Origin of the sequence: Pseudomonas putida (assembly GCF_005080685.1) — a bacterium.
In the GTDB taxonomy this organism is placed as follows: domain Bacteria; phylum Pseudomonadota; class Gammaproteobacteria; order Pseudomonadales; family Pseudomonadaceae; genus Aquipseudomonas; species Aquipseudomonas putida_V.
The window spans coordinates 5,175,588-5,197,577 of the sequence record NZ_CP039371.1 but is presented as its reverse complement, the minus strand read 5'-3'; the positions used below and the strand labels follow the sequence as shown (position 1 = coordinate 5,197,577).

Genomic DNA, 21,990 nt, shown 5'->3' with positions numbered 1-21,990 from the left:
GGGGCCTGTTCATCAGGCCTGCCTGCCGCGTGCTATCGCCTGGTGAAGCAAGGATTTCCCAAGCTGCGTTGTTTTCGTCAATTCTGGAGTGCTTACAACAATGGCAAAGATCGTCGACATCAAAGGTCGTGAAGTTCTCGATTCGCGTGGCAACCCCACCGTGGAAGCCGATGTACTGCTCGACAACGGCATCATCGGCAGCGCCTGCGCGCCGTCCGGTGCTTCCACCGGCTCGCGCGAAGCGCTGGAGCTGCGTGATGGCGACAAGAGCCGTTACCTGGGCAAGGGCGTGCTGAAAGCCGTCGGCAACATCAACGGCCCGATCCGTGACCTGCTGCTGGGCAAGGATCCTTCCGACCAGAAGGCCCTGGACCGTGCCATGATCGAACTGGACGGTACCGAGAACAAGGCCAAGCTGGGCGCCAACGCCATCCTCGCCGTGTCGCTGGCTGCTGCCAAGGCCGCTGCACAGGACCAGGACCTGCCGCTGTACGCACATATCGCCAACCTCAACGGCACCCCAGGCCAGTACTCGATGCCGGTTCCGATGATGAACATCATCAACGGCGGCGAGCACGCCGACAACAACGTCGACATCCAGGAGTTCATGGTTCAGCCGGTTGGCGCCAAGACCTTCTCCGACGGCCTGCGCATGGGCACCGAGATCTTCCACCACCTCAAGGCCGTGCTCAAGGCCCGTGGCCTGAACACCGCAGTGGGTGACGAAGGTGGCTTCGCGCCGAACCTGGCTTCCAACGAAGACGCCCTGGGCGCCATCGCCGAAGCCGTGGAAAAAGCCGGCTACAAGCTGGGCACCGACGTGACCCTGGCCCTGGACTGCGCTGCTTCCGAGTTCTTTGAGGACGGCAAGTACAACCTCTCCGGCGAAGGCAAGTCGTTCGACGCCGAAGGTTTCGCCGACTACCTGAAAGGCCTGACCGAGCGCTTCCCGATCATCTCGATCGAAGACGGCCTGGACGAGTCCGACTGGGCTGGCTGGAAGATCCTGACCGACAAGATCGGCGAGAAGGTGCAACTGGTCGGTGACGACCTGTTCGTGACCAACACCAAGATCCTCAAGGAAGGCATCGAGAAGGGCATCGGTAACTCGATCCTGATCAAGTTCAACCAGATCGGCTCGCTGACCGAAACCCTGGAAGCCATCCAGATGGCCAAGGCCGCTGGCTACACCGCAGTGATCTCGCACCGCTCCGGCGAAACCGAAGATTCGACCATCGCCGACCTGGCCGTGGGTACCGCTGCCGGCCAGATCAAGACTGGTTCGCTGTGCCGTTCCGACCGCGTTTCCAAGTACAACCAGCTGCTGCGCATCGAAGAGCAACTGGGCGCCAAGGCCGTGTACCGTGGTCGTAGCGAGTTTCGCGGCTAAGCAAGAGATGGTAAAAAGACAGCAGCCGAGGCTGTCGGACTTTTCATACTGAAATTTCCGATGCTTCACGCGGGTTTCTGTCAACGAAGCCTGGCCTCGGCCAGGCTTCGTGCTATATGACGCCCCTGTGCGGCGGTCTTTAACCTGGATACCTTGATGCGCAGTCCCTATTGGTTGTTTCTTGTCCTGCTCCTGCTGCTCGGTGGCCTGCAATACCGCCTTTGGGTCGGTAACGGCAGCCTGGCGCAAGTGGCCGAGCTCAAGCAGCAGATCGACGAACAGCACGCCGAGAACGAACGGCTGCTGGAGCGTAACCGCGTGCTCGATGCCGAGGTGCTGGAGTTGAAGAAAGGTATGGAGACCGTCGAAGAACGGGCTCGTCATGAACTGGGAATGGTCAAAGAGGGCGAGACCCTCTTCCAGCTGCCGCAAAAATGACTGAAACGCTACCGGCCTTCTGGGCCGTGATTCCTGCCGCGGGCGTGGGTGCCCGCATGGCTGCCGACCGCCCCAAGCAATACCTGCAGCTGGGTGGGCAGACCTTGATCGAGCATAGTCTCGACTGTTTCCTTGGCCATCCGTCGCTCAAGGGCGTGGTGGTCAGCATCGCCGCCGATGACCCGTACTGGCCCAATCTGCGTTGCGCCAGCGATGCGTGCATCCAGCGCGCCCCGGGAGGGCGTGAGCGTGCCGACTCGGTACTCAATGCCTTGCTGGTGTTGCATGCGCAGGGCGCGGCGGACAGCGACTGGGTGTTGGTGCACGACGCGGCGCGGCCTAACTTGGCGCGCAGTGATCTGGACCGCTTGTTATCGGAACTCGCGGATGACCCTGTAGGGGGACTGCTGGCAGTGCCGGCTCGCGATACGCTCAAACGGGCCGATGCCAACGGGCGGGTCAGTGCCACGGTGGATCGCAGTACCATCTGGCAGGCCTATACCCCGCAGATGTTCCGCCTGGGGACCTTGCATCGGGCGCTGGCCGAGTGCCTGGTGGCCGATGTGGTGGTCACCGACGAGGCGTCCGCCATCGAGTGGACTGGCCTGGCTCCGCGGCTGGTCGAAGGGCGCAGCGACAACATCAAGGTGACCCGCCCGGAAGACCTGGAGTGGCTGCGCCAGCGCTGGTCAGCGCGTAACTGATCGTCGTATTCCTCTATCGGCATCGATGCGGGCACCGCAGTGTATGGCACCGGCCCAGCCGGTGTTCGCGGGTAAACCCGCTCCTACAGGATCATCACCATGCTCAGGTTCGTAGGAGCGGGTTTACCCGCGAGAAGGCCGATAGAGCCAGCACATCAGCCAAGCCGATACTCCGGCAACCCCGCCAACCCCTGCTTCAGATGATCCACCAAGCGCCTGACCTTGGGCGACAGGTGCCGCTGCTGCGGATACAACGCCCACACGGCGGTATTGGGCGGCTGATGGGCTTCGAGCAACGATACCAGCGCACCACTGTTCAGGTGCTCGAGCACGTAGTAATCCGGCAACTGGCACAATCCCATCCCCAGCAATGCTGCATCCAGCACCGCCTGGCCGCTGTTGCAACGCCAGTTGCCTTGTACCCGCTGGCTGATTTCCCGACCCTCCTGCTGCAATGCCCACAGGTCAGTGCTGCCCACCAGGCAATTGTGCCGCGCCAGTTCCGACAGGCTGTGCGGCCGACCGTAGCGCTCGAGGTAGTCGGGCGAGGCGCACAGGTACATGCGCCTTGGCGCCAGGCGCGTGGCCACCAGGCGTGAGTCCTGCAAGCGGCCCAGGCGAATGGCCAGGTCCATGCCTTCGTGCACCAGGTCGAGGGTGCGGTTGCTCAGTTCCACGTCGACCCGCAGTTGCGGGTACGAGGCCATGAAGCGGGTCACCAGCGGGACGATGAAACGCTCGCCATAGGCCACCGCGCAGGTCATGCGCAGCAGGCCCTTGGGCTCGCTGGTCAGGTCGCCGATGGCGCGCAGGGCTTCGTCGCGGCCATCTTGCAGGCGTTGGCAATGCTGCAGGAAGGTCTGGCCGGCCTCGCTCAGGGTCACCCGCCGGGTGCTGCGGTACAGCAGGCGGGTCTGCAGGCGCTCTTCCAGGCGGGCGATCTGCCGGCTCACATGCGAGGAAGAAACGCCGAGGCGCTCGGCGGCAGCGGTGAACTGGCCCGATTCGGCGACCGCGACGAACTCGTCGATGCCTTCCCAGCGGCTACTCATCGATTATCCCTGTATGGCAATAATGTTTTGTCTTTGGCTCGATTATTAATCAAAAGGCGCTGAATTACACTGGCTGTCTGAGTTCATCTATCTGAGTGGAGACCGTCGATGATCAAGTCCCGTGCTGCCGTAGCCTTCGAGGCCAAGAAACCCCTGGAAATCGTCGAAGTCGACGTGGCCATGCCCAAGGCCGGCGAAGTGCTGCTGCGCGTGGTCGCCAGCGGTGTCTGCCATACCGATGCCTACACCCTGTCGGGCGCCGACCCTGAAGGCATCTTCCCATCGATCCTCGGCCACGAAGGCGGCGCGATCGTCGAGGCAGTGGGCGAAGGCGTGACCTCGGTGGCCGTCGGCGACCACGTCATCCCGCTGTACACCCCTGAATGTGGCCAGTGCAAATTCTGCCGCTCGGGCAAGACCAACCTGTGCCAGGCGATCCGCGCTACCCAGGGCAAGGGCCTGATGCCTGACGGTACTACCCGTTTTTCCTATAAGGGTCAGCAGCTGTTCCACTACATGGGGACCTCGACATTCTCCGAGTACACCGTGCTGCCGGAGATCTCCGTGGCCAAGATCCAGAAGGAAGCTCCGCTGGAGAAAGTCTGCCTGCTGGGTTGTGGCGTCACCACCGGTATCGGTGCGGTGCTCAACACCGCCAAGGTCAAGCCGGGTGACACCGTGGCCATCTTCGGCCTGGGCGGCATCGGCCTGTCGGCGGTGATCGGTGCGGTCAAGGCCAAGGCCTCGCGCATCATCGCCATCGACATCAACCCAGCCAAGTTCGAGATCGCCCGCCAACTGGGTGCTACCGACTGCGTCAACCCCAAGGACTACGACCGTCCGATCCAGGAAGTCATCGTCGACCTTACCGACGGCGGCGTGGACTTCTCCTTCGAGTGCATCGGCAACGTGCAACTGATGCGTGCGGCCCTGGAATGCTGCCACAAGGGTTGGGGCGAATCGGTGATCATCGGCGTGGCCGGTGCCGGCCAGGAAATTGCCACCCGTCCGTTCCAGCTGGTGACCGGTCGCGTTTGGCGCGGGTCGGCGTTCGGCGGCGTGCGTGGCCGCAGCGAGCTGCCGAGCTACGTGGAAATGTCCGAGAAGGGCGAGATTCCGCTGGATACCTTCATCACCCACACCATGGGCCTCGAAGATATCAATAAGGCCTTCGACCTGATGCATGAAGGCAAGAGTATCCGCAGCGTCATCCACTTCTGAGGTCTGCCATGAGCCTGGATAACATCTCCTGCCAGAAAAGCTTCGGCGGCTGGCACAAGCGTTACCGGCATCACTCCAAGGTGCTGGGCTGCGACATGGTGTTCGCGGTCTACCTACCGCCGCAGGCCGAGCAGGGCGAGAAGCTGCCAGTGCTGTACTGGCTCAGCGGCCTCACCTGCACCGATGAGAACTTCATGCAGAAGGCCGGCGCCCAGCGCCTGGCCGCCGAGCTTGGGTTGATCATCGTGGCGCCGGACACCAGCCCGCGGGGCGAGCAGGTGCCCGGCGACCCCGATGGCGCCTATGACTTTGGTCTCGGCGCCGGTTTCTACCTCAATGCCACCCAGCAACCCTGGGCCCAGCACTACCGCATGCACGATTACGTGGTGCAGGAGCTGCCGGCACTGATCGAGGCGCATTTCCCGGCCTCCGACCAGCGCAGCATCAGCGGCCATTCCATGGGCGGCCACGGCGCGCTGGTGTGCGCCTTGCGCAACCCCGGGCGCTACCGTTCGGTATCGGCGTTTTCGCCGATCGGCAACCCGATGGACTGCCCCTGGGGCGAGAAGGCCTTCAGCCGCTACCTGGGCGAAGACCGCGCGCGCTGGCGCGAGTGGGATGCCAGCGTACTGTTGGCCGAGACGCCGGCCGGGCAGTGCCCGCCGCTGCTGGTCGACCAGGGTGACCGCGATGACTTCCTCGAGAAGCAGCTCAAGCCCGAGTCGCTGGAGCAGGCTGCACGCAAGGGCGGGCATGAACTGACCCTGCGCATGCAGCCTGGCTATGACCACAGCTACTACTTCATCGCCAGCTTCATCGATGAGCACCTGCGCCACCATGCGGTGGCGTTGGGGCGGGTATAGCGACAGCCGTAATCCCCGGGCTGCGAAGCAGCCCCAATACGGCATAAAGCAGGTAGAATCACGCCCTGACTCAATCAGGGCGTTTTTTTATGCGTATTGGCCACGGCTACGATGTGCACCGTTTCTGCGACGGTGATTTCATTACCCTGGGCGGGGTGCGTATCCCCCACAAATACGGCCTGCTGGCCCATTCCGACGGTGACGTGCTGCTGCATGCCCTGAGCGATGCCTTGCTCGGTGCCGCCGCACTGGGTGACATCGGCAAGCACTTCCCCGACACCGACCCGCAATTCAAGGGCGCCGACAGCCGCGTGCTGCTGCGCCACGTGGTGGGTATCGTCGCGGCCAAAGGCTGGAAGGTCGGCAACGTCGACGCCACCATCGTCGCCCAGGCGCCAAAGATGGCCCCGCACATCGAAGCCATGCGCCAGACCATCGCCGAAGACCTGCAGGTCGAACTCGACCAGGTCAACGTCAAGGCCACCACCACCGAGAAGCTCGGCTTCACCGGCCGCGAGGAGGGCATCGCCGTGCATGCGGTCGCCCTGCTGCTGCCGGCATGACCGAACTCGAACTGCTGGGCCCGCGCGCATCGGGCGAATCGTTGGGCACTGCCGTGCTCAAGGCGGTGGCCGAGGACTTCCAGGTCGACGAGGTACTCGACATCCCGCTTTCCGGCGAAGGCGAGCACCTGTGGCTGTGGGTCGAGAAGCGCGATCTCAACACCGAGGAAGCCTCGCGCCGTCTTGCCCGGGCTGCGGGCGTACCGGTACGGGCCATCAGCTACGCTGGGCTCAAGGATCGCCAGGCGCTGACCCGTCAGTGGTTCAGTCTGCACCTGCCAGGCAAGGCCGATCCCGACCTGTCGCGTGCCGAGGATGCCAGCCTGCGCGTGCTCAAGCAGGTGCGCCACCAGCGCAAGCTGCAACGCGGGGCGCATTCGGCCAACGGCTTCACCCTGCGCCTGACCGCGCTCGCCGCCGATCACGCGGCGCTGGATGCACGCCTGGAAACGCTCAAGGCGCATGGCGTACCGAACTATTTCGGCAGCCAGCGCTTCGGTCATGCTGGCGGCAACGTGCAGGACGCCCTGGATTGGGCCGCGCGCAAGGCCCTTCCCGAGCAGCGCAATGTGCGTTCGAGGCTGCTCTCGGCGGCCCGCAGCTACCTGTTCAACCAGGTGCTGGCGGCGCGCGTGGTCGACGGTAGCTGGCAGCGGGCCCAGGTCGGCGACTTGCTGGCATTCACCACCAGTCGTAGCTTCTTTCCTGCAGGCGAGCAGGAATGCAACGATCCGCGTCTGGCGATTCTCGACCTGCACCCTACCGGTCCGCTGTGGGGCGAAGGCTCCGTACCGACCGGCGACGCCCCGGCGCGCTGGAATCGGCGGTCGGCGAACGTCACCCGCAGCTATGCCAGTGGCTGGCGCAGGCGGGCATGGATCACGAACGACGTATCCTGCGGCTCCCTATTGGCGGCCTGACGTGGCATTATCCAGAGCCTGATATCCTGCAACTGGAATTCGTCCTTCCGGCCGGATGCTTCGCCACCGTGGTGGTGCGCGAACTCGTCGATCTGGTGCCGGTAGGGCAGACGGACAGCCCATGCGTATTCTGATTTCGAATGACGACGGTGTTACCGCACCCGGCCTCGCCGCGCTTCACGCTGCGCTGGCGGATTACGCCGAGTGCGCGGTAATTGCCCCGGATCAAGACAAGAGCGGCGCCAGCAGTTCGCTGACGCTGGATCGGCCACTGCACCCGCAGACCCTGGCCAACGGCTTCATCAGCCTCAACGGCACGCCGACGGACTGCGTGCACCTGGGGTTGAACGGGCTGTTGCCCGAGGCCCCGGACATGGTCGTGTCGGGCATCAACCTGGGGGCCAACCTGGGCGATGACGTGCTGTATTCCGGCACTGTCGCCGCCGCTCTGGAGGGCCGCTTCCTGGGTGGAACCTCGCTGGCGTTCTCGTTGCTCTCGCGCCAGCCGGACAACCTGCCGACGGCCGCCTACATCGCCCGGCGCCTGGTCGAGGCGCAATCGCGTCTGCAATTGCCGCCGCGCACCGTGCTCAACGTGAACATCCCCAATTTGCCGTTGGAGCACATCCGCGGCATCCAGCTCACCCGCCTGGGCCACCGCGCCCGTGCTGCGGCGCCGACCAAGGTGGTCAACCCGCGTGGCAAGGAAGGCTACTGGATCGCCGTGGCCGGTGACGCCGAGGACGGTGGGCCGGGAACCGACTTCCATGCGGTGATGCAGGGCTACGTGTCGATCACGCCGCTGCAACTGGACCGCACCTTCAACGATGCCTTCGAACAACTCGATGGCTGGCTGGGGGGCGTGCTCTGATGCGCGAACAGGACGATCTGCTGCGCCGCGGCATCGGCATGACCTCCCAGCGCACCCGGGAGCGGTTGATCCAACGCCTGTGCGAAGAGGGCGTGTCGAACCCCAAGGTGCTCGAGGCCATCCGCCGCACCCCGCGCCATTTGTTTGTCGACGAAGCCCTGGCGCATCGGGCCTACGAAGACACCGCGCTGCCGATTGGCCATAACCAGACCATCTCCCAGCCGTTCATGGTCGCGCACATGAGCGAGCTGCTGCTCGAGGCGGGGCCGCTGGACAAGGTGCTGGAGATCGGCACCGGCTCTGGCTACCAGACCGCGATCCTCGCCCAGCTGGTGGAGCGGGTGTTCTCGGTGGAGCGGATCAAGGTCCTGCAGGATCGTGCCAAGGAGCGTCTGGTCGAACTCAACCTGCGCAATGTGGTGTTTCGCTGGGGCGATGGTTGCGAAGGCTGGCCGGCCCTGGCGCCGTATAACGGCATCATCGTCACCGCGGTGGCGCCGGAGGTGCCACAGGCATTGCTCGACCAGATGGCCCCAGGCGGGCGCATGGTGATCCCGGTCGGCCCGGCGGGCGAGGTGCAGCAGCTTATGTTGATCGTGCGCGAGGAGCATGGCTTCTCGCGGCGCGTGCTGGGTGCGGTGCGTTTCGTACCGTTGCTCAATGGCCCGGTGGCCTGAGGCGCCGGGCTTTTTCGCAGTTGTCGCGAATTCTTGTGCAGGCCGCCTGTCTATCTGGCGGGGCTTCTAGTATTCATGCATTACCAGGCCGTGCAGCTCTCCCATTGCGGGTGGGCTTGGTTATAATTGCAACAATATTGCATTTCATTTCGTCTTTACGTTTTTTGGCACCATGAGGGGAGCGCGGGTGGGTCACACAGGCATGCGGCAGCGCAGGGATCGAGCGGGTTTCAAGCTTCTGGCCATTGCGCTGGCCATGGGGACCCTGTTGGCGGGGTGCTCGAGCACCGGCTCCAGCGGCGCACGCGTAGTCGATCGCAGCAATGCGAGTGCGGCACCTAAACGACCTACCGTGACCTCCGGACAATATGTCGTCAAGCCGGGCGATACGCTGTTCTCCATCGCCTTCCGCTATGGTTGGGATTACAAGGAGCTGGCAGCGCGCAACGGTATCGCCGCGCCGTACACCATCCGTCCGGGCCAGGCGATTCGTTTCAGCAGCGGTTCCGGTGGCAGCACCACGGTGGTGTCCAGCCCATCGTCTTCGAGCCGCACCACGGTCATCCGGCGGCCTGCAGGGACCACCACGACGACCACCACCAGCACCAGCAAGCCGGCGACTACCCCGGCGCCGACCAGCACCACGGTGGTCACTACCGTGCCCGCCGCGGAGCGCGCGGTAGGCGGCTGGACCTGGCCTGCCAACGGCGTGCTGATTGGAAAATTTGCTTCAAACGGTAGTTTGAATAAAGGCATTGATATCGCCGGTGATTTGGGACAGCCTGTTTTTGCTGCGTCTGATGGTTCGGTGGTCTACGCCGGGAGTGGCTTGAGGGGCTACGGCGAGCTGATCATCATCAAGCACAGCGATACCTACGTCAGTGCCTACGGCCACAACCGCAGGCTTTTGGTTCGGGAGGGGCAGCAGGTCAAGGCAGGGCAGTCGATTGCTGAAATGGGGTCCACGGGCACTGATCGGGTGAAGCTGCATTTCGAGATTCGCCGCCAGGGCAAACCCGTCGATCCACTCCAGTTCCTGCCACGTCGTTGACCGTTGAGCCTGGCCTGTTCCTTTGATGTAGAGGGGACGGGCTCCAGCGATGCCAGGGATACAGGCGCCGCTCGAGTCTGAGTTCGAACTCAGCAAAGGACTATAACAATGGCTCTCAGTAAAGAAGCGCCGGAGTTTGACATCGACGATGACGTCCTCCTGATGGAGACGGGCATCGTTTTGGAAACGGATGTGGTGTCAGACGAACCTGCTGTACCTTCGGTTCGGACCAGGGCCAAATCAGGCTCTTCGCTCAAGCAGCACAAATACATCGATTACAGCCGGGCGCTCGATGCCACCCAGCTGTATCTCAACGAGATCGGCTTCTCGCCTCTGCTGTCGCCGGAAGAGGAAGTGCACTTCGCACGCCTCTCGCAAAAAGGTGACCCTGCCGGTCGCAAGCGCATGATCGAAAGCAACCTGCGCCTGGTGGTTAAAATCGCTCGCCGCTACGTCAACCGTGGTCTGTCGCTGCTCGACTTGATCGAGGAGGGCAACCTGGGCCTGATCCGTGCGGTGGAGAAGTTCGATCCCGAGCGTGGCTTCCGCTTCTCGACCTATGCGACCTGGTGGATCCGCCAGACCATCGAGCGGGCGATCATGAACCAGACCCGCACCATTCGCCTGCCGATCCACGTGGTCAAGGAGCTCAACGTCTACCTGCGTGCTGCGCGGGAACTGACCCAGAAGCTCGATCACGAGCCCTCTCCGGAAGAAATCGCCACGCTGCTGGAAAAACCGGTCGCCGAGGTCAAGCGCATGCTTGGTCTGAACGAGCGGGTATCCTCGGTGGACGTATCGCTCGGGCCGGACTCCGACAAGACCCTGCTCGACACCCTTACCGACGATCGTCCCACCGATCCATGCGAGCTGCTGCAGGACGATGACCTGTCGCAGAGTATCGATCAGTGGTTGGGCGAGCTGACCGACAAGCAACGTGAAGTGGTGGTACGTCGCTTTGGCTTGCGTGGGCACGAAAGCAGCACCCTGGAAGATGTTGGCCTGGAGATCGGCCTGACGCGCGAGCGAGTGCGGCAGATCCAGGTCGAAGGGCTCAAGCGCTTGCGTGAGATCCTCGAGAAGAACGGCCTGTCCAGCGAGTCGCTGTTCCAGTAACGCGATCTCGTTCTGAAAAGCCCCGCCCTCGGCGGGGCTTTTTGTATGCGCGGACCTGGGCCGATGCCTCGAATCCACACGTGTAAACGGTGTCGTGCGCTACCTTCGTAGCGTTGCATGTAAGCCTTTGCTTACTCTTTGTGTAAGCCATCCGTGGAATGATCAGTAAATCATTGTCGTTTCCTAATCTAGAATTAATCTAAGTTATTGAAACTACGTGATTTTTTGGATGTGTGGAAGTGTGTCCCTGGCAATGTCTTGTGAGGTTTCGCGGTTTGCGACGCCGGCTCAAGTCGCTAGTATTCGAACTGTGCACAGGGACATGCACAGGCTTTCAACGGATGAAGGCCAAGGACATCGCAAGAAGCGATTTCATCAGGACGATGTTCAGGACAAGCAGGGACTACGGAAAAAATGTGGGCGGGTCAAACCGCCCCTTTTTTTTGCCTGCCGAAAATGAAAAAAGGCCCTCGCGGGCCTTTTTCGTACGCAGCGCGATCAGCGCTCCAGATCGGCGATCTTGCCGGTCTTGCCATCCCACTCCTCGGCATCAGGCAGTGCGTCTTTCTTCTCGGTGATGTTCGGCCAGATTTCCGCCAGCTCTGCGTTGAGCTCGATGAAGTTTTCCATGCCTGCAGGGATCTCGTCTTCCGAGAAGATCGCCTGGGCCGGGCACTCAGGCTCGCACAGTGCACAGTCGATGCACTCGTCCGGGTGAATGACCAGGAAGTTCGGGCCTTCGTAGAAGCAGTCCACCGGACAGACTTCCACGCAGTCGGTGTATTTGCATTTGATGCAGTTGTCGGTGACGACGAAGGTCATTTCTAGTTCTCTCCTCAGGCGACGGCGGCGGCCCTTCCTCTCAGGGCCGCGCGGCTCACTGGCAATTGGCTGCAGGCCAGGCTAATAACCTGCAGCACCAGCAAACCGCGGCGGATTCTACCAGCTTGTAGTGGGCGCCGTTATAACAGGTTCTTTAGTTGATATAGCGTTTCGATAGCTTGACGCGGGGTCATGTCGTCCAGTGCCAGCTTGCCCAGCTTCTCGATGGCTGGGTGGGGCAGGCTGGCGAACAGGTCGCTCTGGTGCGGCACGCTCGGTGCGTCAGGGGTTTTCTTGGTCACCGGTGCCTCATGCGGCAGGCTGCTGGTTTCCAGGCGGCCCAGATGCTCGCGGGCGCGTTGGATGACCGGCGCCGGCACGCCGGCCAGTTGCGCCACGGCCAGGCCGTAGCTCTGGCTGGCCGGGCCTGGCAACACATGGTGCAGGAAGACGATGCGCTCGTTGTGCTCGGTCGCGTTCAGGTGCACGTTGGCCACCAGCGGCTCGCTTTCCGGCAGTACCGTCAGCTCGAAGTAGTGAGTGGCGAACAGCGTATAAGCGCGCAGCTGGGCCAGGCGCTCGGCGGCAGCCCAGGCCAGTGACAGGCCATCGAAGGTGCTGGTGCCGCGGCCGACCTCGTCCATCAGCACCAGGCTGCGGTCGGTGGCGTTGTGCAGGATGTTGGCGGTTTCGCTCATTTCCACCATGAAGGTCGAGCGGCCACCGGCCAGGTCGTCGCTGGAGCCGATGCGGGTGAAGATGCGATCGACCAGCGACAGCTCGCAACGGGCCGCCGGCACGAAGCTGCCGATATGGGCCATCAGCACGATCAAGGCGGTCTGGCGCATGTAGGTCGACTTACCGCCCATGTTCGGGCCGGTGATGATCAACATGCGGGTGCTGTCGTCCAGGCTCAGGTCATTGGCCACGAACGGCGTGGTCAGTACCTGCTCGACCACAGGATGGCGACCCTGGTCGATGCGCAGGCAGGGCTCGTCGACGAAGGTCGGGCAGTTCAGGTCGAGGTTCAGCGCGCGTTCGGCCAGGTTGCTGAGCACGTCCAGCTCGGCCAGGGCGGCGGCGCTGTCCTGCAGCGGCGCCAGGTGGCCGATGAGGTTTTCCAGCAACGCGTCGTAGAGCATCTTCTCGCGGGCCAGGGCACGGCTCTTGGCCGACAGTGCCTTGTCTTCGAAGGCCTTGAGCTCCGGCGTGATGAAGCGCTCGGCGCCCTTGAGGGTCTGGCGACGGATATAGTCGCCCGGCGCCTGCTCGGCCTGCTTGGTCGGCAGCTCGATATAGTAGCCATGCACACGGTTGTAGCCGACCTTGAGGTTGGCCAGGCCCGTGCGAGCTTTTTCCCGGGCTTCCAGGTCGATGAGGAACTGGCCGGCGTTTTCGCTCATTGCCAGCAGATCGTCGAGCTCGTTGTCGTATCCGGTCTTGAGCACGCCACCGTCACGGATCACCGCCGGCGGGTTGTCGATGATCGCCCGCTCCAGCAGGCTGGCCAGTTCCGGATAGGTACCGGTGATGGCGGCCAGGCGCGCCAGGTGTGGCGCCTCCAGCTCGGCCATGGCGTTCTGCAATTCGGGCAGCGCGCCGAGGGCGTCGCGCAGACGCGCCAGGTCACGCGGGCGGGCATTGCGCAGGCCGATACGGGCGAGAATCCGCTCGATGTCGCCGATTTCCTTGAGCTGCGGCTGCAGCTTCTCGAAGCGGTAGCCGTCGAGCAGGCAGCGAATCGACTGCTGGCGCGCCTGCAGAACCTTCAGGTCGCGCAGCGGGCGGTTCAGCCAGCGGGTCAGCAGGCGGCTGGCCATGGCGGTCTGGCAGCGGTCGATGACCGACTGCAAGGTGTTGTCGCGGCCACCGGCCAGGTTGATGTCCAGCTCCAGGTTGCGGCGGCTGGCGCCGTCGAGGATCACCGTGTCGTCCATGCGCTCGTGGCGCAGGCTGCGCAAGTGCGGCAGGGCGGTACGCTGGGTTTCCTTGGCGTAGGTCAGCAGGCAACCGGCGGCGCCGATGGCCAGGGTCAGCTTGTCGCAGCCGAAGCCCTTGAGATCCTGGGTGGCGAACTGCTGGCACAGGCTCTTGCGCGCCGAGTCGCGATCGAAGTCCCACGGCGCACGGCGGCGCGCACCTGGGCGCTTCTCTGCGGGCAGGCCCTGGGGCCAGTCGTCGGGGATCAGCAGCTCGACCGGGTTGAGGCGCTCGAGCTCGGCCAGGAGGTTTTCCCAGCCTTTTATTTCCTGCACGCTGAAGTTGCCGCTGGTGATGTCCAGCACGGCCAGGCCGAACAGGCGTTCGTCACCCAGCAGGGCGGCGATCAGGTTGTCGCGGCGCTCGTCGAGCAGGGCTTCGTCGCTGACGGTCCCGGGGGTGATGATGCGCACCACCTGGCGTTCGACCGGACCCTTGCTGGTGGCAGGGTCGCCGATCTGTTCGCAGATGACCACCGATTCGCCGAGCTTGACCAGCTTGGCCAGGTAGCCCTCGACCGAATGGAATGGAATGCCGCACATGGGGATCGACTGGCCCGCCGACTGCCCGCGGGCGGTCAGGGTGATGTCCAGCAGTTTTGCGGCTTTCTTCGCATCTTCGTAGAAGATCTCGTAGAAATCGCCCATACGGTAGAACATCAGCTGGTCTGGATGCTGGTTCTTCAGCTTCCAGTATTGCTGCATCATCGGGGTGTGTGCGGATAGATCAGACATTCAGGGCCTTACAGCGGTCATCTGGTTGGCATTTTTCGAACCGCGCATTCTACAGGGATTTTCCCGGCAAAGGGGCACGCCGCGCCTCTCTATCACGCATTCATGCATGGTTGCATTTCCATGGGTTCGCTTGCATGATGCACGTTATGCAAAAGCGCAACGTAGCCACCGTACTCAGAGAACTGCTCGACCGCCACGGCCTGTCCCCGACGGAGCTGCATCGGCGCACGGGCGTACCGCAATCTACCCTGTCACGGATCCTCAGCGGCAAGATCGTCGATCCATCCGATAAGCACGTGTCGAAAATCGCCGAGTATTTTGCCGTGAGCACCGATCAGTTGCGCGGCAGGGCCGAGCTTGGCGAAACCCGCGAGGTGGCCAGGACGGCGCATGGTCATGCGCAGTTGAGCGACATCAGCCTGTGGGACGATGAAACCCCCGTCGAGGATGACGAGGTCTGCGTGCCTTTCCTTCGTGAGGTCGAGTTGGCAGCCGGATCAGGACGATTTGTCATCGAGGAAAGCGAGAGAGCCCGTTTGCGTTTCGGCAAGCGCAGCTTGCGCCATAATGGCGTGCAGTTCGATCACGCCAAATGCGTCACCGTGCGGGGTAACAGCATGCTCCCGGTGCTGCGCGACGGGGCTACGGTCGGGGTGAACACCGGCAAGTGCTCGATCGGCGACATCATCGATGGCGATCTCTACGCCATCAACCACAACGGCCAGTTACGCGTGAAGCAGGTGTACCGCCTGCCCACTGGCATCCGCCTGCGTAGCTTCAACCGCGACGAACACCCCGACGAGGACTACAGCTTCCAGCAGATGCAGGACGAGCAGATCAGCCTGCTCGGCCATGTGTTCTGGTGGGGCATGTACGCACGTTGACCCCGCCTTCCTGAGAAAACCCGCTTCGGCGGGTTTTTTTTCGCCTTCAGAAAATCCCTACAGCCCAAGCGACGCATGGCCTTCATGCATTTCAGCAATTCTCAGCGCATAAAAATAGTTAAAAATGCATTGACTGCATATGCATCAATGCATAATGTGTGTCTCAAGCCGGTCGGACACCGGTTGTTACACAGGCAGCGATGAACAGGCCTCGACTGTTCAGAGGGTTGGCAACTGGCCCGGGTGTGCAGCGTAAAGCACCACGATCAGTTATCCGGCGGGCAGGTGGCCGCGGTCGGAGACACCAATTCGTGCAAGCAACCGCCCGGCGTCACCAGTCGTGGCCGGCGGTTCGACAACGCATTACTGAAAAGCCCGGGCTCCGGGCTTTTTGGAATGCCGCGTTCCACCCATCGCTCGCCGGCCACCGCCGGTGGGCTTCACACAGGAGACAGGACAGTGACGAACGAGCAACAAGCGTTGCTGGAGATGCCGCTCTGGCTGGTGATCGTCCTGGCATTGCTGGGCGGCCTCAGCGGCGAGATGTGGCGCGCCGACAAGGCTGGAGCCACTGGCTGGTCGCTGCTGCGACGCCTGGTATTGCGCTCTGGGGCCTGCGTGGTCTGCGGGGTTTCGACGGTGATGCTGCTGTATGCCTGCGGCCTTTCCATCTGGACCGCCAGCGCCTTTGGCTGCCTGACCGCCGTGGGCGGCGCCGATGTAGCCATGGGCCTTTACGAACGCTGGGCAATGAAACGCCTGGGCCTGCGCGACGCCGGGCCTTCCGCCGATCGATCGAGGGGCGACACATGAACGAACTAGCCACACTGCATGCGACCGTGACCGCGACCATCCGTGAGTCTATGCCAGACCTGGTGTCGGTTGATGCATACACGAATGTAGGAAATGCACTTGAGCGCCCAGCGCTGCGACACGGCGTGGTCCGCATGACGGCCGATGCCGCGCCGAGGGATGGGCGCTCGGTGCTGATCGCCACCTTCGAGGCGGACATCACCGCCGACAGCGCCAACCCCGACGCGCGGCTGCAGGGCAGCCTGCTCGCGGCGCAACTGATGGACCTGCTGCGCCAGCAGCAATGGGGCCTGGAGTTCGTCGAGGCGAGTCGCAACGTGCAGGCGCAGTTCGAGGGCAGCGCCTGGAGCGTGAGCTGGGAGCAGCCGGTATTGTTCGGCGAGCCGCGCTGGGACTGGCCCGACCAGCCGCCGGGCAGCCTGCGCCTGGGCTTCAGCCCGGACACCGGCCCTGGCAACGAAGGCCAGTACCTGGCACCGGAGGAGCTGGCATGAGCTACGTCAGCGCAATGCACGACCGCATGCTGGCGTGCCTGTTGATCCCCTGCCGGGTGGTCGCGGTGGACCTCGCCGCGGCGCGGGTACGGGTCTCGGACGGTGCCGGCTGGACCAGTGCCTGGTTGCGCTGGCATGCCCTGGCGGCCGGCGCGGCGCGCCATTGGCGGGCACCGGGCCTGGGCGAGCAGGGGGTGTTGCTGAGCCCCAGTGGCGAGCCGGCCCAGGGCACCTTCATTCCCGGCTTGTACGGCAATGCCGGCCTGGCGCCAGACAACCGCGAATCCACCGAGGCCTGGCATTTTCCCGACGGCGGCTCGCTGGTCTACGACTGGCAGGCCAAACGCTACGACATCCAGTTGCCCAGCGGCAGCGCCCGCATCCAGGTCGGCCCCAGCAGCGTGCTGGTCAGCGACGGCGCCATTCATCTGGAAGCCAGCAGCATCAGCCTTGCAGGCAATGTCGCCATCGACGGCCCGTTGAGCGTCAGCGGCGACATCAACGGCGGTGGGCGGATTATCGATACCGCTGGCAACACCGCCAACCACAAACACTGAGTCAGGAGCTTGCCATGCAGACAAGAACAACCGGAGGTGCGCCGTGATCGGCCTGGACCGCCGCACCGGCCAGGCGCTGGCCGGCGTCGCCCACCTGCGCCAGTCCATCGAAGACATCCTCGCCACGCCCCTGGGTAGCCGACGCATGCGCCCGGAATACGGCAGCCAGCTGCGCCGTTACGTCGACCTGCCGGTCAACGAAGGTTGGAAGAGCGCGGTGCAGGCCGAGGTCGCCCGCGCCCTGGGGCGTTGGGAGCCACGCCTGCGGCTGGAGCGGGTCAAGGTGGTGGCGGTGCTCGACGGCCAGGTCAGCCTGGTCTTAAGCGGTCGCTACCTGGGTGAAGATGCACAGGTGGAGGTGAATGTATGAGCCAGGTCGACCTGTCGCAACTGCCAGCGCCGCAGTTGCTCGAAGACCTCGATTTCGAGGCGCTGTACCAGGCGGACCTGGACACCTTCCGCGAGTACCTGGGCGAGGGCTGGACCGCCAATCTGGAAAGCGATCCGGTGACCAAGCTGCTGGAGGTCGGGGCCTACCGCAAGCTGCTAGACCGGGCGCGTACCAACGACGCAGCCAAGGCGTTGCTGCTGGCCTATGCCCAAGGCAGCGACCTCGACCAGTTGGCGGCCAACGTCAGCCTGCAGCGCCTGGTGATCCAGGCCGAGGACCTGACCACCACACCGCCCACCGAGGCCGTGCTCGAGTCGGACGACGCCCTGCGCGAGCGGGTGCAGTTGGTCTACGAAGGCCTGACCACGGCGGGGCCGCGCAACAGCTATATCCTGCATGCCCGCAACGCCTCGGGGCTGGTCGCCGATGCCACCGCGCAGAGTCCGGCCCCGGCCGAAGTGGTCGTGAGCGTGCTGGCACTGGAGGGCAATGGCGAGGCCTCGGCGGACCTGTTGCAAACCGTGCAGGGCTATTTGAGTGATGACGATGTGCGCCCGGTCGCTGATCGGCTGACGGTGCAATCGGCGCAGATCCTGCCGTATCGCATCGATGCCCTGGTGTACATGGCCGGCACCGGCCCGGAGAACGAGGCGGTGCTCGCCGAATGCAAGGCGCGCCTGCAAGCCTGGGTGAACCCCCGGCGCCGGCTGGGCGTGGAGGTGGCGCGCTCGGCGATCGATGCCCAGTTGCACATCAGTGGCGTGGCCCGGGTGGAACTCCCCGGCTGGGCCGACATCCGGCCAAGCACTGCCCAGGCCGCCTGGTGCGAGGGATTCACGGTCGAGCGGGGTGAAAAAGCATGAACAGCCTGCTACCGCTCAACAGCACCGCCCTGGAGCGGGCGGTGGAGGTAGCCGGTGTCGACAACGCCGCCGTCCCCTTGCGCACGCTTTACGACCCCGACACCTGCCCCGCGCACCTGCTTTACCAACTGGCCTGGGCGTGGTCGGTGGACCGCTGGGATGACAGCTGGCTAGACGCGGTCAAGCGCTCGGTCATTCGCTCGTCGTTCTACGTTCATGCCCACAAGGGCACCATCGGCGCGCTGCGCAGGGTGGTCGAGCCATTCGGCTATCTGATCGAGGTGCAGGAATGGTGGCAGACCGAGCCCTTGGGCGTGCCCGGCACTTTCGCCGTCAAGGTCGGGGTGGCCGAGGAGGGCATCAGCGAGGAGACCTACCGCGAGCTGTCCTGGCTGATCGACGACGCGCGCCCGGTGAGCCGACACATGACCGGGCTGGTGATCAGCCTGGAAACCGCTGGCCGGGTGTACTTGGCCACGTCGATTTCCGAGGGCGACGAACTAGATGTCTACCCGCCACGCGCCGTGGACCTGGAGGTCAGCGGCAGCATTGGCCGGGGTGGGCGTGAACACACCATCGATTACCTGGATATTCATTATGGTTGACCAGACTTCACAGTTTTACGCGATCCTGACCAATGTCGGCGCGGCCAAGCAGGCCAACGCCGATGCCCTGGGCATAGCCTGGAAGATTACCGACATGGCCGTGGGCGATGGCAACCCCGGCAACGTCGAGAATCCGGCATTGCCGCAGCCTTCGGCGAACTGGACGGCCTTGCTGAATGAATGGCGCAGGGCGCCGTTGAATCAGTTGAAGGTCGATGACAAGGACAGTTCGATCATTGTCGCCGAGCAGATCATTCCGGCGGATATCGGCGGGCGCTGGATTCGCGAGCTCGGGTTGTATGACGCCGATGGGGATCTGGTGGCGGTGGCCAATTGTGCGCCGACCTACAAGCCGCTGCTGAACCAGGGGTCGGGGCGTACCCAGGTGGTGCGGATGAACCTGATCGTGAGTAGTGCCAGTAATGTGCAGCTCAAGATTGATCCTAGTGTGGTGCTGGCTACTCGGGAGTGGGTGACAACGGGGCTTGCCGGGAAAGTGAATGCTGCTGACAAGGCCACCAAAGCAATTGCTGAGGCTGGGGTTGATGACTCCAAATGGATGACCTCCTTCTCGGTGCTTCAATCGGTTATGAAACAGCTCGACAAGGTGGGGCTAGCGGACACTTCCCCACCAGTGTTAGCCAATTTTGAAGCAGTCGTACCTAGTGGCATCTATATGGGGTACTCCAGCGGGCACCCTACTACCCCTACCCCAGGTGGCCCTCCCTCCGAAGGGAACAACCTAATCAGTATTCTTGCAATGTCTCCCCGGTCGGATGCCACGCATTATTTTGCCATGGAGAACGGTGGCACTTCAGCACGCAGGCGAATGTGGTACGGCCAATACAATGCGCAGGCTCCCGCAGCTAGTATGTTTTGGTCGTCAGTGTTGACATCTGATCAATTAGCAACCCAAGCAGAAGTCGATGCCGGGGCAGCAGATGATGTCGTCGTCACGCCAAAGAAAATGCGCTTTGGCTTTGCCGCGAACATCGCGCTCAATGGGTACATTGTTTTCCCATCCTGGTTGGGCGGGTTGGTCATTCAGTGGGGAGGGTTTAGTCACGGTGAAGCGACCAACTACGTGGCCATGAGCGTCCCCTTCAACATTGCGTTTCCATCTGCTTGCTACAACGTTCAGTGCATTTCGGATGCCGGCGTAACGACCTCGGATCTGAACGGGTTCACGCGGGTGAATGTAGGTGTGACGCTCGCATCCCGGGACCCTACTGGCCTTGTCGTAGCCGGCACGCTCTATTGGATAGCCTTCGGTAAATAAGGGGAAAAAGGATGCGCTTTTATAGTCCAAGTACAGCGTGTTGTTACCTGACCGGTATCCACGAAGAAATGCCGTCAGATGCTCAGCCAATCAGCGAAGAAATTTATCAGTCTGTAATCGCTAACCCTGAGCGCGGGAAGGTCAGAAGCCACGACTCTGCGGGCCAACCTAACCTAATTGATCCACCGCTATACGAACCGACACTCGAAGATCTAAAGGCTGGGGAGCGTACCTGGCGAGATTCCTATCTCACCGCGACAGAATGGCTTGTAACCCGATACCGCGATGAAAAAGACATGCAACGAGCCCCCACGCTGACTATCGAGCAATTTAACGAGTTGCTGGTATACCGCCAAGCGCTTCGCGACTGGCCACAATCGGAATCTTTCCCCGATTCTGCCTGCCGCCCCGTCGAGCCCACCTGGCTTCCCACCCAATTCCAATAACGCCCCGCACCCCGGGGCGTTTTCTTTTCTGCTGTACCACCTCCGGCCCCGCCCTCGCGGGGCCTTCTTCTTTCTGGAGTATCTATGAGCGGATTTTTCCACGGCGTCACCGTGACCAACGTCGACACCGGAGCCCGCAGCATCGCGCTGCCTTCCTCCTCGATCATCGGCCTGGTCGACACCTTCACCCCCGGCGCCGATACCACGGCCCAGCCCAACGACCTGGTGCTGATTACCAGCGAACGCGAAGCGGTCGCGGCGTTCGGGCAGAACTCGGCCATCACCCGCGCCTGCCGCGCCATCTATACCCGGGCCAAGGCCGTGATCGTCGCCTGCGGCGTGGCCAAGTTGGAGGATGACGCCGAGCAGACCTCGGCGATCATCGGCAACGTCCAGGCCGACGGCAAACGCACCGGCCTGCAGGCGCTGCTCGATGGCAAGAGCCGTTTCAACGCCCAGCCACGCCTGCTGGCCACACCTGGCCACAGCGCCACCCAGGCCGTCGGCACCGCCCTGGTGGCGCTGGCCGACAAGCTGCGCGGCATCGCCATCATCGACGGCCCCAACACCACCGACGAAGCGGCCATCGGCTACGCCGAGAACTTCGGTGCCAAGCGCGCGTTCCTGGTCGACCCCGGCGTGCAGTACTGGGACAACGGCGACGAAGCCACCCTCGACGCGCCAGCTTCGGCCTGGGTCGCCGGGCTGTTCGCCTGGACCGACAGCGAGTACGGCTTCTGGGCCTCGCCCTCGAACAAGGAGTTCGTCGGCATCACCGGCACCACCCGCGCAGTCGAGTTCCTCGATGGCGACGATACCTGCCGCGCCAACCTGCTCAACAACGCCAACATCGCCACCATCATTCGTGACGACGGCTTCCGCCTGTGGGGCAACCGCACCCTGTCGAGCGACCCGAAATGGGCGTTCGTCACCCGCGTACGGACCATGGACATCGTCATGGACGCGATCCTCTACGGCCACAAGTGGGCCGTCGACCGCGCCATCACCGCCACCTACGTCAAGGACGTCACCGAGGGCCTGCAGGCGTTCATGCGCGACCTCAAGAACCAGGGCGCGATCATCAACTTCGAGGTGTTCGCCGACCCCGACCTGAACACCGCCAGCCAGCTCGAGCAGGGCAAGGTCTACTGGAACATCCGCTTCACCGACGTACCGCCTGCCGAAAACCCCAATTTCCGCGTCGAAGTCACCAACCAGTGGCTGACCGAAGTCCTCGATTCCGCCGCCTAAGGAGC

At 63.2% G+C, this 21,990-nt stretch carries 23 protein-coding genes and 1 pseudogene; 21 read left to right on the top strand and 3 right to left on the bottom strand.

All coding sequences use genetic code 11. The features are described 5' to 3' along the window. Positions 1 to 100: 100 nt before the first annotated feature. From eno to ispD, 3 genes are all read left to right on the top strand, one after another. Complete coding sequence (gene eno / locus E6B08_RS24270; RefSeq protein WP_136916285.1) at positions 101 to 1,390, top strand: phosphopyruvate hydratase; 1,290 nt, start codon at positions 101 to 103, stop codon at positions 1,388 to 1,390. A 156-nt stretch (positions 1,391 to 1,546) separates the two neighbouring features. Then, positions 1,547 to 1,828, top strand: a complete 282-nt coding sequence (gene ftsB, locus E6B08_RS24265; protein WP_023534037.1) for a cell division protein FtsB — start codon at positions 1,547 to 1,549, stop codon at positions 1,826 to 1,828. Next, positions 1,825 to 2,532: a 2-C-methyl-D-erythritol 4-phosphate cytidylyltransferase gene (gene ispD, locus E6B08_RS24260; RefSeq protein WP_136916284.1), complete on the top strand. Its 708-nt coding sequence runs from the start codon at positions 1,825 to 1,827 to the stop codon at positions 2,530 to 2,532. Before ftsB ends, ispD begins: the two co-directional genes overlap by 4 nt. Positions 2,533 to 2,687: 155 nt before the next feature. On the opposite strand, the gene E6B08_RS24255 is transcribed toward ispD, so the two are convergent. Then, positions 2,688 to 3,584, bottom strand: a complete 897-nt coding sequence (locus E6B08_RS24255; protein WP_136916283.1) for a LysR substrate-binding domain-containing protein — start codon at positions 3,582 to 3,584, stop codon at positions 2,688 to 2,690. Between the two features lie 108 nt (positions 3,585 to 3,692). On the opposite strand from E6B08_RS24255, the gene E6B08_RS24250 reads away from it, so the two are divergent. From E6B08_RS24250 to rpoS, 8 genes and pseudogenes are all read left to right on the top strand, one after another. Next, on the top strand, positions 3,693 to 4,805 hold the full coding sequence (locus E6B08_RS24250; protein WP_136916282.1) for an S-(hydroxymethyl)glutathione dehydrogenase/class III alcohol dehydrogenase: 1,113 nt from the start codon (positions 3,693 to 3,695) through the stop codon (positions 4,803 to 4,805). 8 nt (positions 4,806 to 4,813) lie between these two features. Then, positions 4,814 to 5,668 carry an S-formylglutathione hydrolase gene (gene fghA, locus E6B08_RS24245; RefSeq protein ID WP_136916281.1) on the top strand — a complete coding sequence of 285 codons (855 nt, stop codon included), beginning with the start codon at positions 4,814 to 4,816 and terminating at the stop codon, positions 5,666 to 5,668. Between the two features lie 89 nt (positions 5,669 to 5,757). Further along, on the top strand, positions 5,758 to 6,231 hold the full coding sequence (gene ispF, locus E6B08_RS24240) for a 2-C-methyl-D-erythritol 2,4-cyclodiphosphate synthase (RefSeq protein ID WP_136916280.1): 474 nt from the start codon (positions 5,758 to 5,760) through the stop codon (positions 6,229 to 6,231). After that, positions 6,228 to 7,285: pseudogene (gene truD, locus E6B08_RS24235) on the top strand (tRNA pseudouridine(13) synthase TruD). The gene ispF and the pseudogene truD overlap by 4 nt, the downstream one beginning before the upstream one ends. After that, entirely contained in the window at positions 7,273 to 8,022 is a 750-nt protein-coding gene (surE, locus tag E6B08_RS24230; RefSeq protein WP_136916279.1) for a 5'/3'-nucleotidase SurE, read from the top strand. The pseudogene truD and the gene surE overlap by 13 nt, the downstream one beginning before the upstream one ends. A gap of 38 nt (positions 8,023 to 8,060) precedes the next feature. Further along, the gene (locus E6B08_RS24225; RefSeq protein ID WP_192938702.1) at positions 8,061 to 8,699 is read left to right on the top strand and encodes a protein-L-isoaspartate(D-aspartate) O-methyltransferase; all 639 of its coding nucleotides are present in this window, start codon (positions 8,061 to 8,063) and stop codon (positions 8,697 to 8,699) included. A gap of 187 nt (positions 8,700 to 8,886) precedes the next feature. Then, a complete protein-coding gene (locus E6B08_RS24220) occupies positions 8,887 to 9,750 on the top strand; it encodes a peptidoglycan DD-metalloendopeptidase family protein (RefSeq protein WP_136916277.1) in 864 nt (287 codons plus the stop codon). Between the two features lie 108 nt (positions 9,751 to 9,858). Next, on the top strand, positions 9,859 to 10,866 hold the full coding sequence (gene rpoS / locus E6B08_RS24215; protein ID WP_016392283.1) for an RNA polymerase sigma factor RpoS: 1,008 nt from the start codon (positions 9,859 to 9,861) through the stop codon (positions 10,864 to 10,866). A gap of 498 nt (positions 10,867 to 11,364) precedes the next feature. On the opposite strand, the gene fdxA is transcribed toward rpoS, so the two are convergent. Together fdxA and mutS are read right to left on the bottom strand one after the other, a co-directional pair. Next, on the bottom strand, positions 11,365 to 11,688 hold the full coding sequence (gene fdxA / locus E6B08_RS24210) for a ferredoxin FdxA (RefSeq protein WP_136916276.1): 324 nt from the start codon (positions 11,686 to 11,688) through the stop codon (positions 11,365 to 11,367). A 140-nt stretch (positions 11,689 to 11,828) separates the two neighbouring features. Beyond that, entirely contained in the window at positions 11,829 to 14,402 is a 2,574-nt protein-coding gene (gene mutS / locus E6B08_RS24205; protein ID WP_136916275.1) for a DNA mismatch repair protein MutS, read from the bottom strand. A gap of 146 nt (positions 14,403 to 14,548) precedes the next feature. On the opposite strand from mutS, the gene E6B08_RS24200 reads away from it, so the two are divergent. From E6B08_RS24200 to E6B08_RS24155, 10 genes are all read left to right on the top strand, one after another. Next, positions 14,549 to 15,286 (top strand): LexA family transcriptional regulator, encoded by a 738-nt coding sequence (locus E6B08_RS24200; RefSeq protein ID WP_136916274.1) that lies wholly within the window; start codon positions 14,549 to 14,551, stop codon positions 15,284 to 15,286. Between the two features lie 459 nt (positions 15,287 to 15,745). Next, positions 15,746 to 16,099 (top strand): phage holin family protein, encoded by a 354-nt coding sequence (locus E6B08_RS24195; RefSeq protein WP_136916273.1) that lies wholly within the window; start codon positions 15,746 to 15,748, stop codon positions 16,097 to 16,099. Then, positions 16,096 to 16,593 carry a hypothetical protein gene (locus E6B08_RS24190; RefSeq protein ID WP_136916272.1) on the top strand — a complete coding sequence of 166 codons (498 nt, stop codon included), beginning with the start codon at positions 16,096 to 16,098 and terminating at the stop codon, positions 16,591 to 16,593. The genes E6B08_RS24195 and E6B08_RS24190 overlap by 4 nt, the downstream gene beginning before the upstream one ends. Further along, positions 16,590 to 17,150, top strand: coding sequence for a phage baseplate assembly protein V (locus tag E6B08_RS24185; protein WP_136916271.1), 561 nt, complete (start codon positions 16,590 to 16,592; stop codon positions 17,148 to 17,150). Before E6B08_RS24190 ends, E6B08_RS24185 begins: the two co-directional genes overlap by 4 nt. 43 nt (positions 17,151 to 17,193) lie before the next feature. Next, positions 17,194 to 17,520, top strand: coding sequence for a GPW/gp25 family protein (locus tag E6B08_RS24180; RefSeq protein ID WP_136916270.1), 327 nt, complete (start codon positions 17,194 to 17,196; stop codon positions 17,518 to 17,520). Continuing rightward, positions 17,517 to 18,404 carry a baseplate assembly protein gene (locus E6B08_RS24175; protein WP_136916269.1) on the top strand — a complete coding sequence of 296 codons (888 nt, stop codon included), beginning with the start codon at positions 17,517 to 17,519 and terminating at the stop codon, positions 18,402 to 18,404. The genes E6B08_RS24180 and E6B08_RS24175 overlap by 4 nt, the downstream gene beginning before the upstream one ends. Next, positions 18,401 to 19,009: a phage tail protein I gene (locus E6B08_RS24170; protein WP_136916268.1), complete on the top strand. Its 609-nt coding sequence runs from the start codon at positions 18,401 to 18,403 to the stop codon at positions 19,007 to 19,009. Before E6B08_RS24175 ends, E6B08_RS24170 begins: the two co-directional genes overlap by 4 nt. Next, entirely contained in the window at positions 19,002 to 20,288 is a 1,287-nt protein-coding gene (locus tag E6B08_RS31400) for a phage tail protein (RefSeq protein ID WP_136916267.1), read from the top strand. Before E6B08_RS24170 ends, E6B08_RS31400 begins: the two co-directional genes overlap by 8 nt. A gap of 11 nt (positions 20,289 to 20,299) precedes the next feature. Beyond that, on the top strand, positions 20,300 to 20,734 hold the full coding sequence (locus tag E6B08_RS24160; protein ID WP_136916266.1) for a phage tail assembly chaperone: 435 nt from the start codon (positions 20,300 to 20,302) through the stop codon (positions 20,732 to 20,734). Between the two features lie 84 nt (positions 20,735 to 20,818). After that, complete coding sequence (locus tag E6B08_RS24155; protein WP_136916265.1) at positions 20,819 to 21,985, top strand: phage tail sheath family protein; 1,167 nt, start codon at positions 20,819 to 20,821, stop codon at positions 21,983 to 21,985. Positions 21,986 to 21,990: the final 5 nt, after the last annotated feature.

Coding starts and splice junctions, on each gene's coding strand:
- eno (WP_136916285.1), top strand. CDS start 101: ATGGCAAAGATCGTCGACATCAAAGGTCGTGAAGTTCTCGATTCGCGT.
- ftsB (WP_023534037.1), top strand. CDS start 1,547: ATGCGCAGTCCCTATTGGTTGTTTCTTGTCCTGCTCCTGCTGCTCGGT.
- ispD (WP_136916284.1), top strand. CDS start 1,825: ATGACTGAAACGCTACCGGCCTTCTGGGCCGTGATTCCTGCCGCGGGC.
- E6B08_RS24255 (WP_136916283.1), bottom strand. CDS start 3,584: ATGAGTAGCCGCTGGGAAGGCATCGACGAGTTCGTCGCGGTCGCCGAA.
- E6B08_RS24250 (WP_136916282.1), top strand. CDS start 3,693: ATGATCAAGTCCCGTGCTGCCGTAGCCTTCGAGGCCAAGAAACCCCTG.
- fghA (WP_136916281.1), top strand. CDS start 4,814: ATGAGCCTGGATAACATCTCCTGCCAGAAAAGCTTCGGCGGCTGGCAC.
- ispF (WP_136916280.1), top strand. CDS start 5,758: ATGCGTATTGGCCACGGCTACGATGTGCACCGTTTCTGCGACGGTGAT.
- surE (WP_136916279.1), top strand. CDS start 7,273: ATGCGTATTCTGATTTCGAATGACGACGGTGTTACCGCACCCGGCCTC.
- E6B08_RS24225 (WP_192938702.1), top strand. CDS start 8,061: ATGACCTCCCAGCGCACCCGGGAGCGGTTGATCCAACGCCTGTGCGAA.
- rpoS (WP_016392283.1), top strand. CDS start 9,859: ATGGCTCTCAGTAAAGAAGCGCCGGAGTTTGACATCGACGATGACGTC.
- fdxA (WP_136916276.1), bottom strand. CDS start 11,688: ATGACCTTCGTCGTCACCGACAACTGCATCAAATGCAAATACACCGAC.
- mutS (WP_136916275.1), bottom strand. CDS start 14,402: ATGTCTGATCTATCCGCACACACCCCGATGATGCAGCAATACTGGAAG.
- E6B08_RS24200 (WP_136916274.1), top strand. CDS start 14,549: ATGCAAAAGCGCAACGTAGCCACCGTACTCAGAGAACTGCTCGACCGC.
- E6B08_RS24190 (WP_136916272.1), top strand. CDS start 16,096: ATGAACGAACTAGCCACACTGCATGCGACCGTGACCGCGACCATCCGT.
- E6B08_RS24185 (WP_136916271.1), top strand. CDS start 16,590: ATGAGCTACGTCAGCGCAATGCACGACCGCATGCTGGCGTGCCTGTTG.
- E6B08_RS24175 (WP_136916269.1), top strand. CDS start 17,517: ATGAGCCAGGTCGACCTGTCGCAACTGCCAGCGCCGCAGTTGCTCGAA.
- E6B08_RS24170 (WP_136916268.1), top strand. CDS start 18,401: ATGAACAGCCTGCTACCGCTCAACAGCACCGCCCTGGAGCGGGCGGTG.
- E6B08_RS31400 (WP_136916267.1), top strand. CDS start 19,002: ATGGTTGACCAGACTTCACAGTTTTACGCGATCCTGACCAATGTCGGC.
- E6B08_RS24160 (WP_136916266.1), top strand. CDS start 20,300: ATGCGCTTTTATAGTCCAAGTACAGCGTGTTGTTACCTGACCGGTATC.
- E6B08_RS24155 (WP_136916265.1), top strand. CDS start 20,819: ATGAGCGGATTTTTCCACGGCGTCACCGTGACCAACGTCGACACCGGA.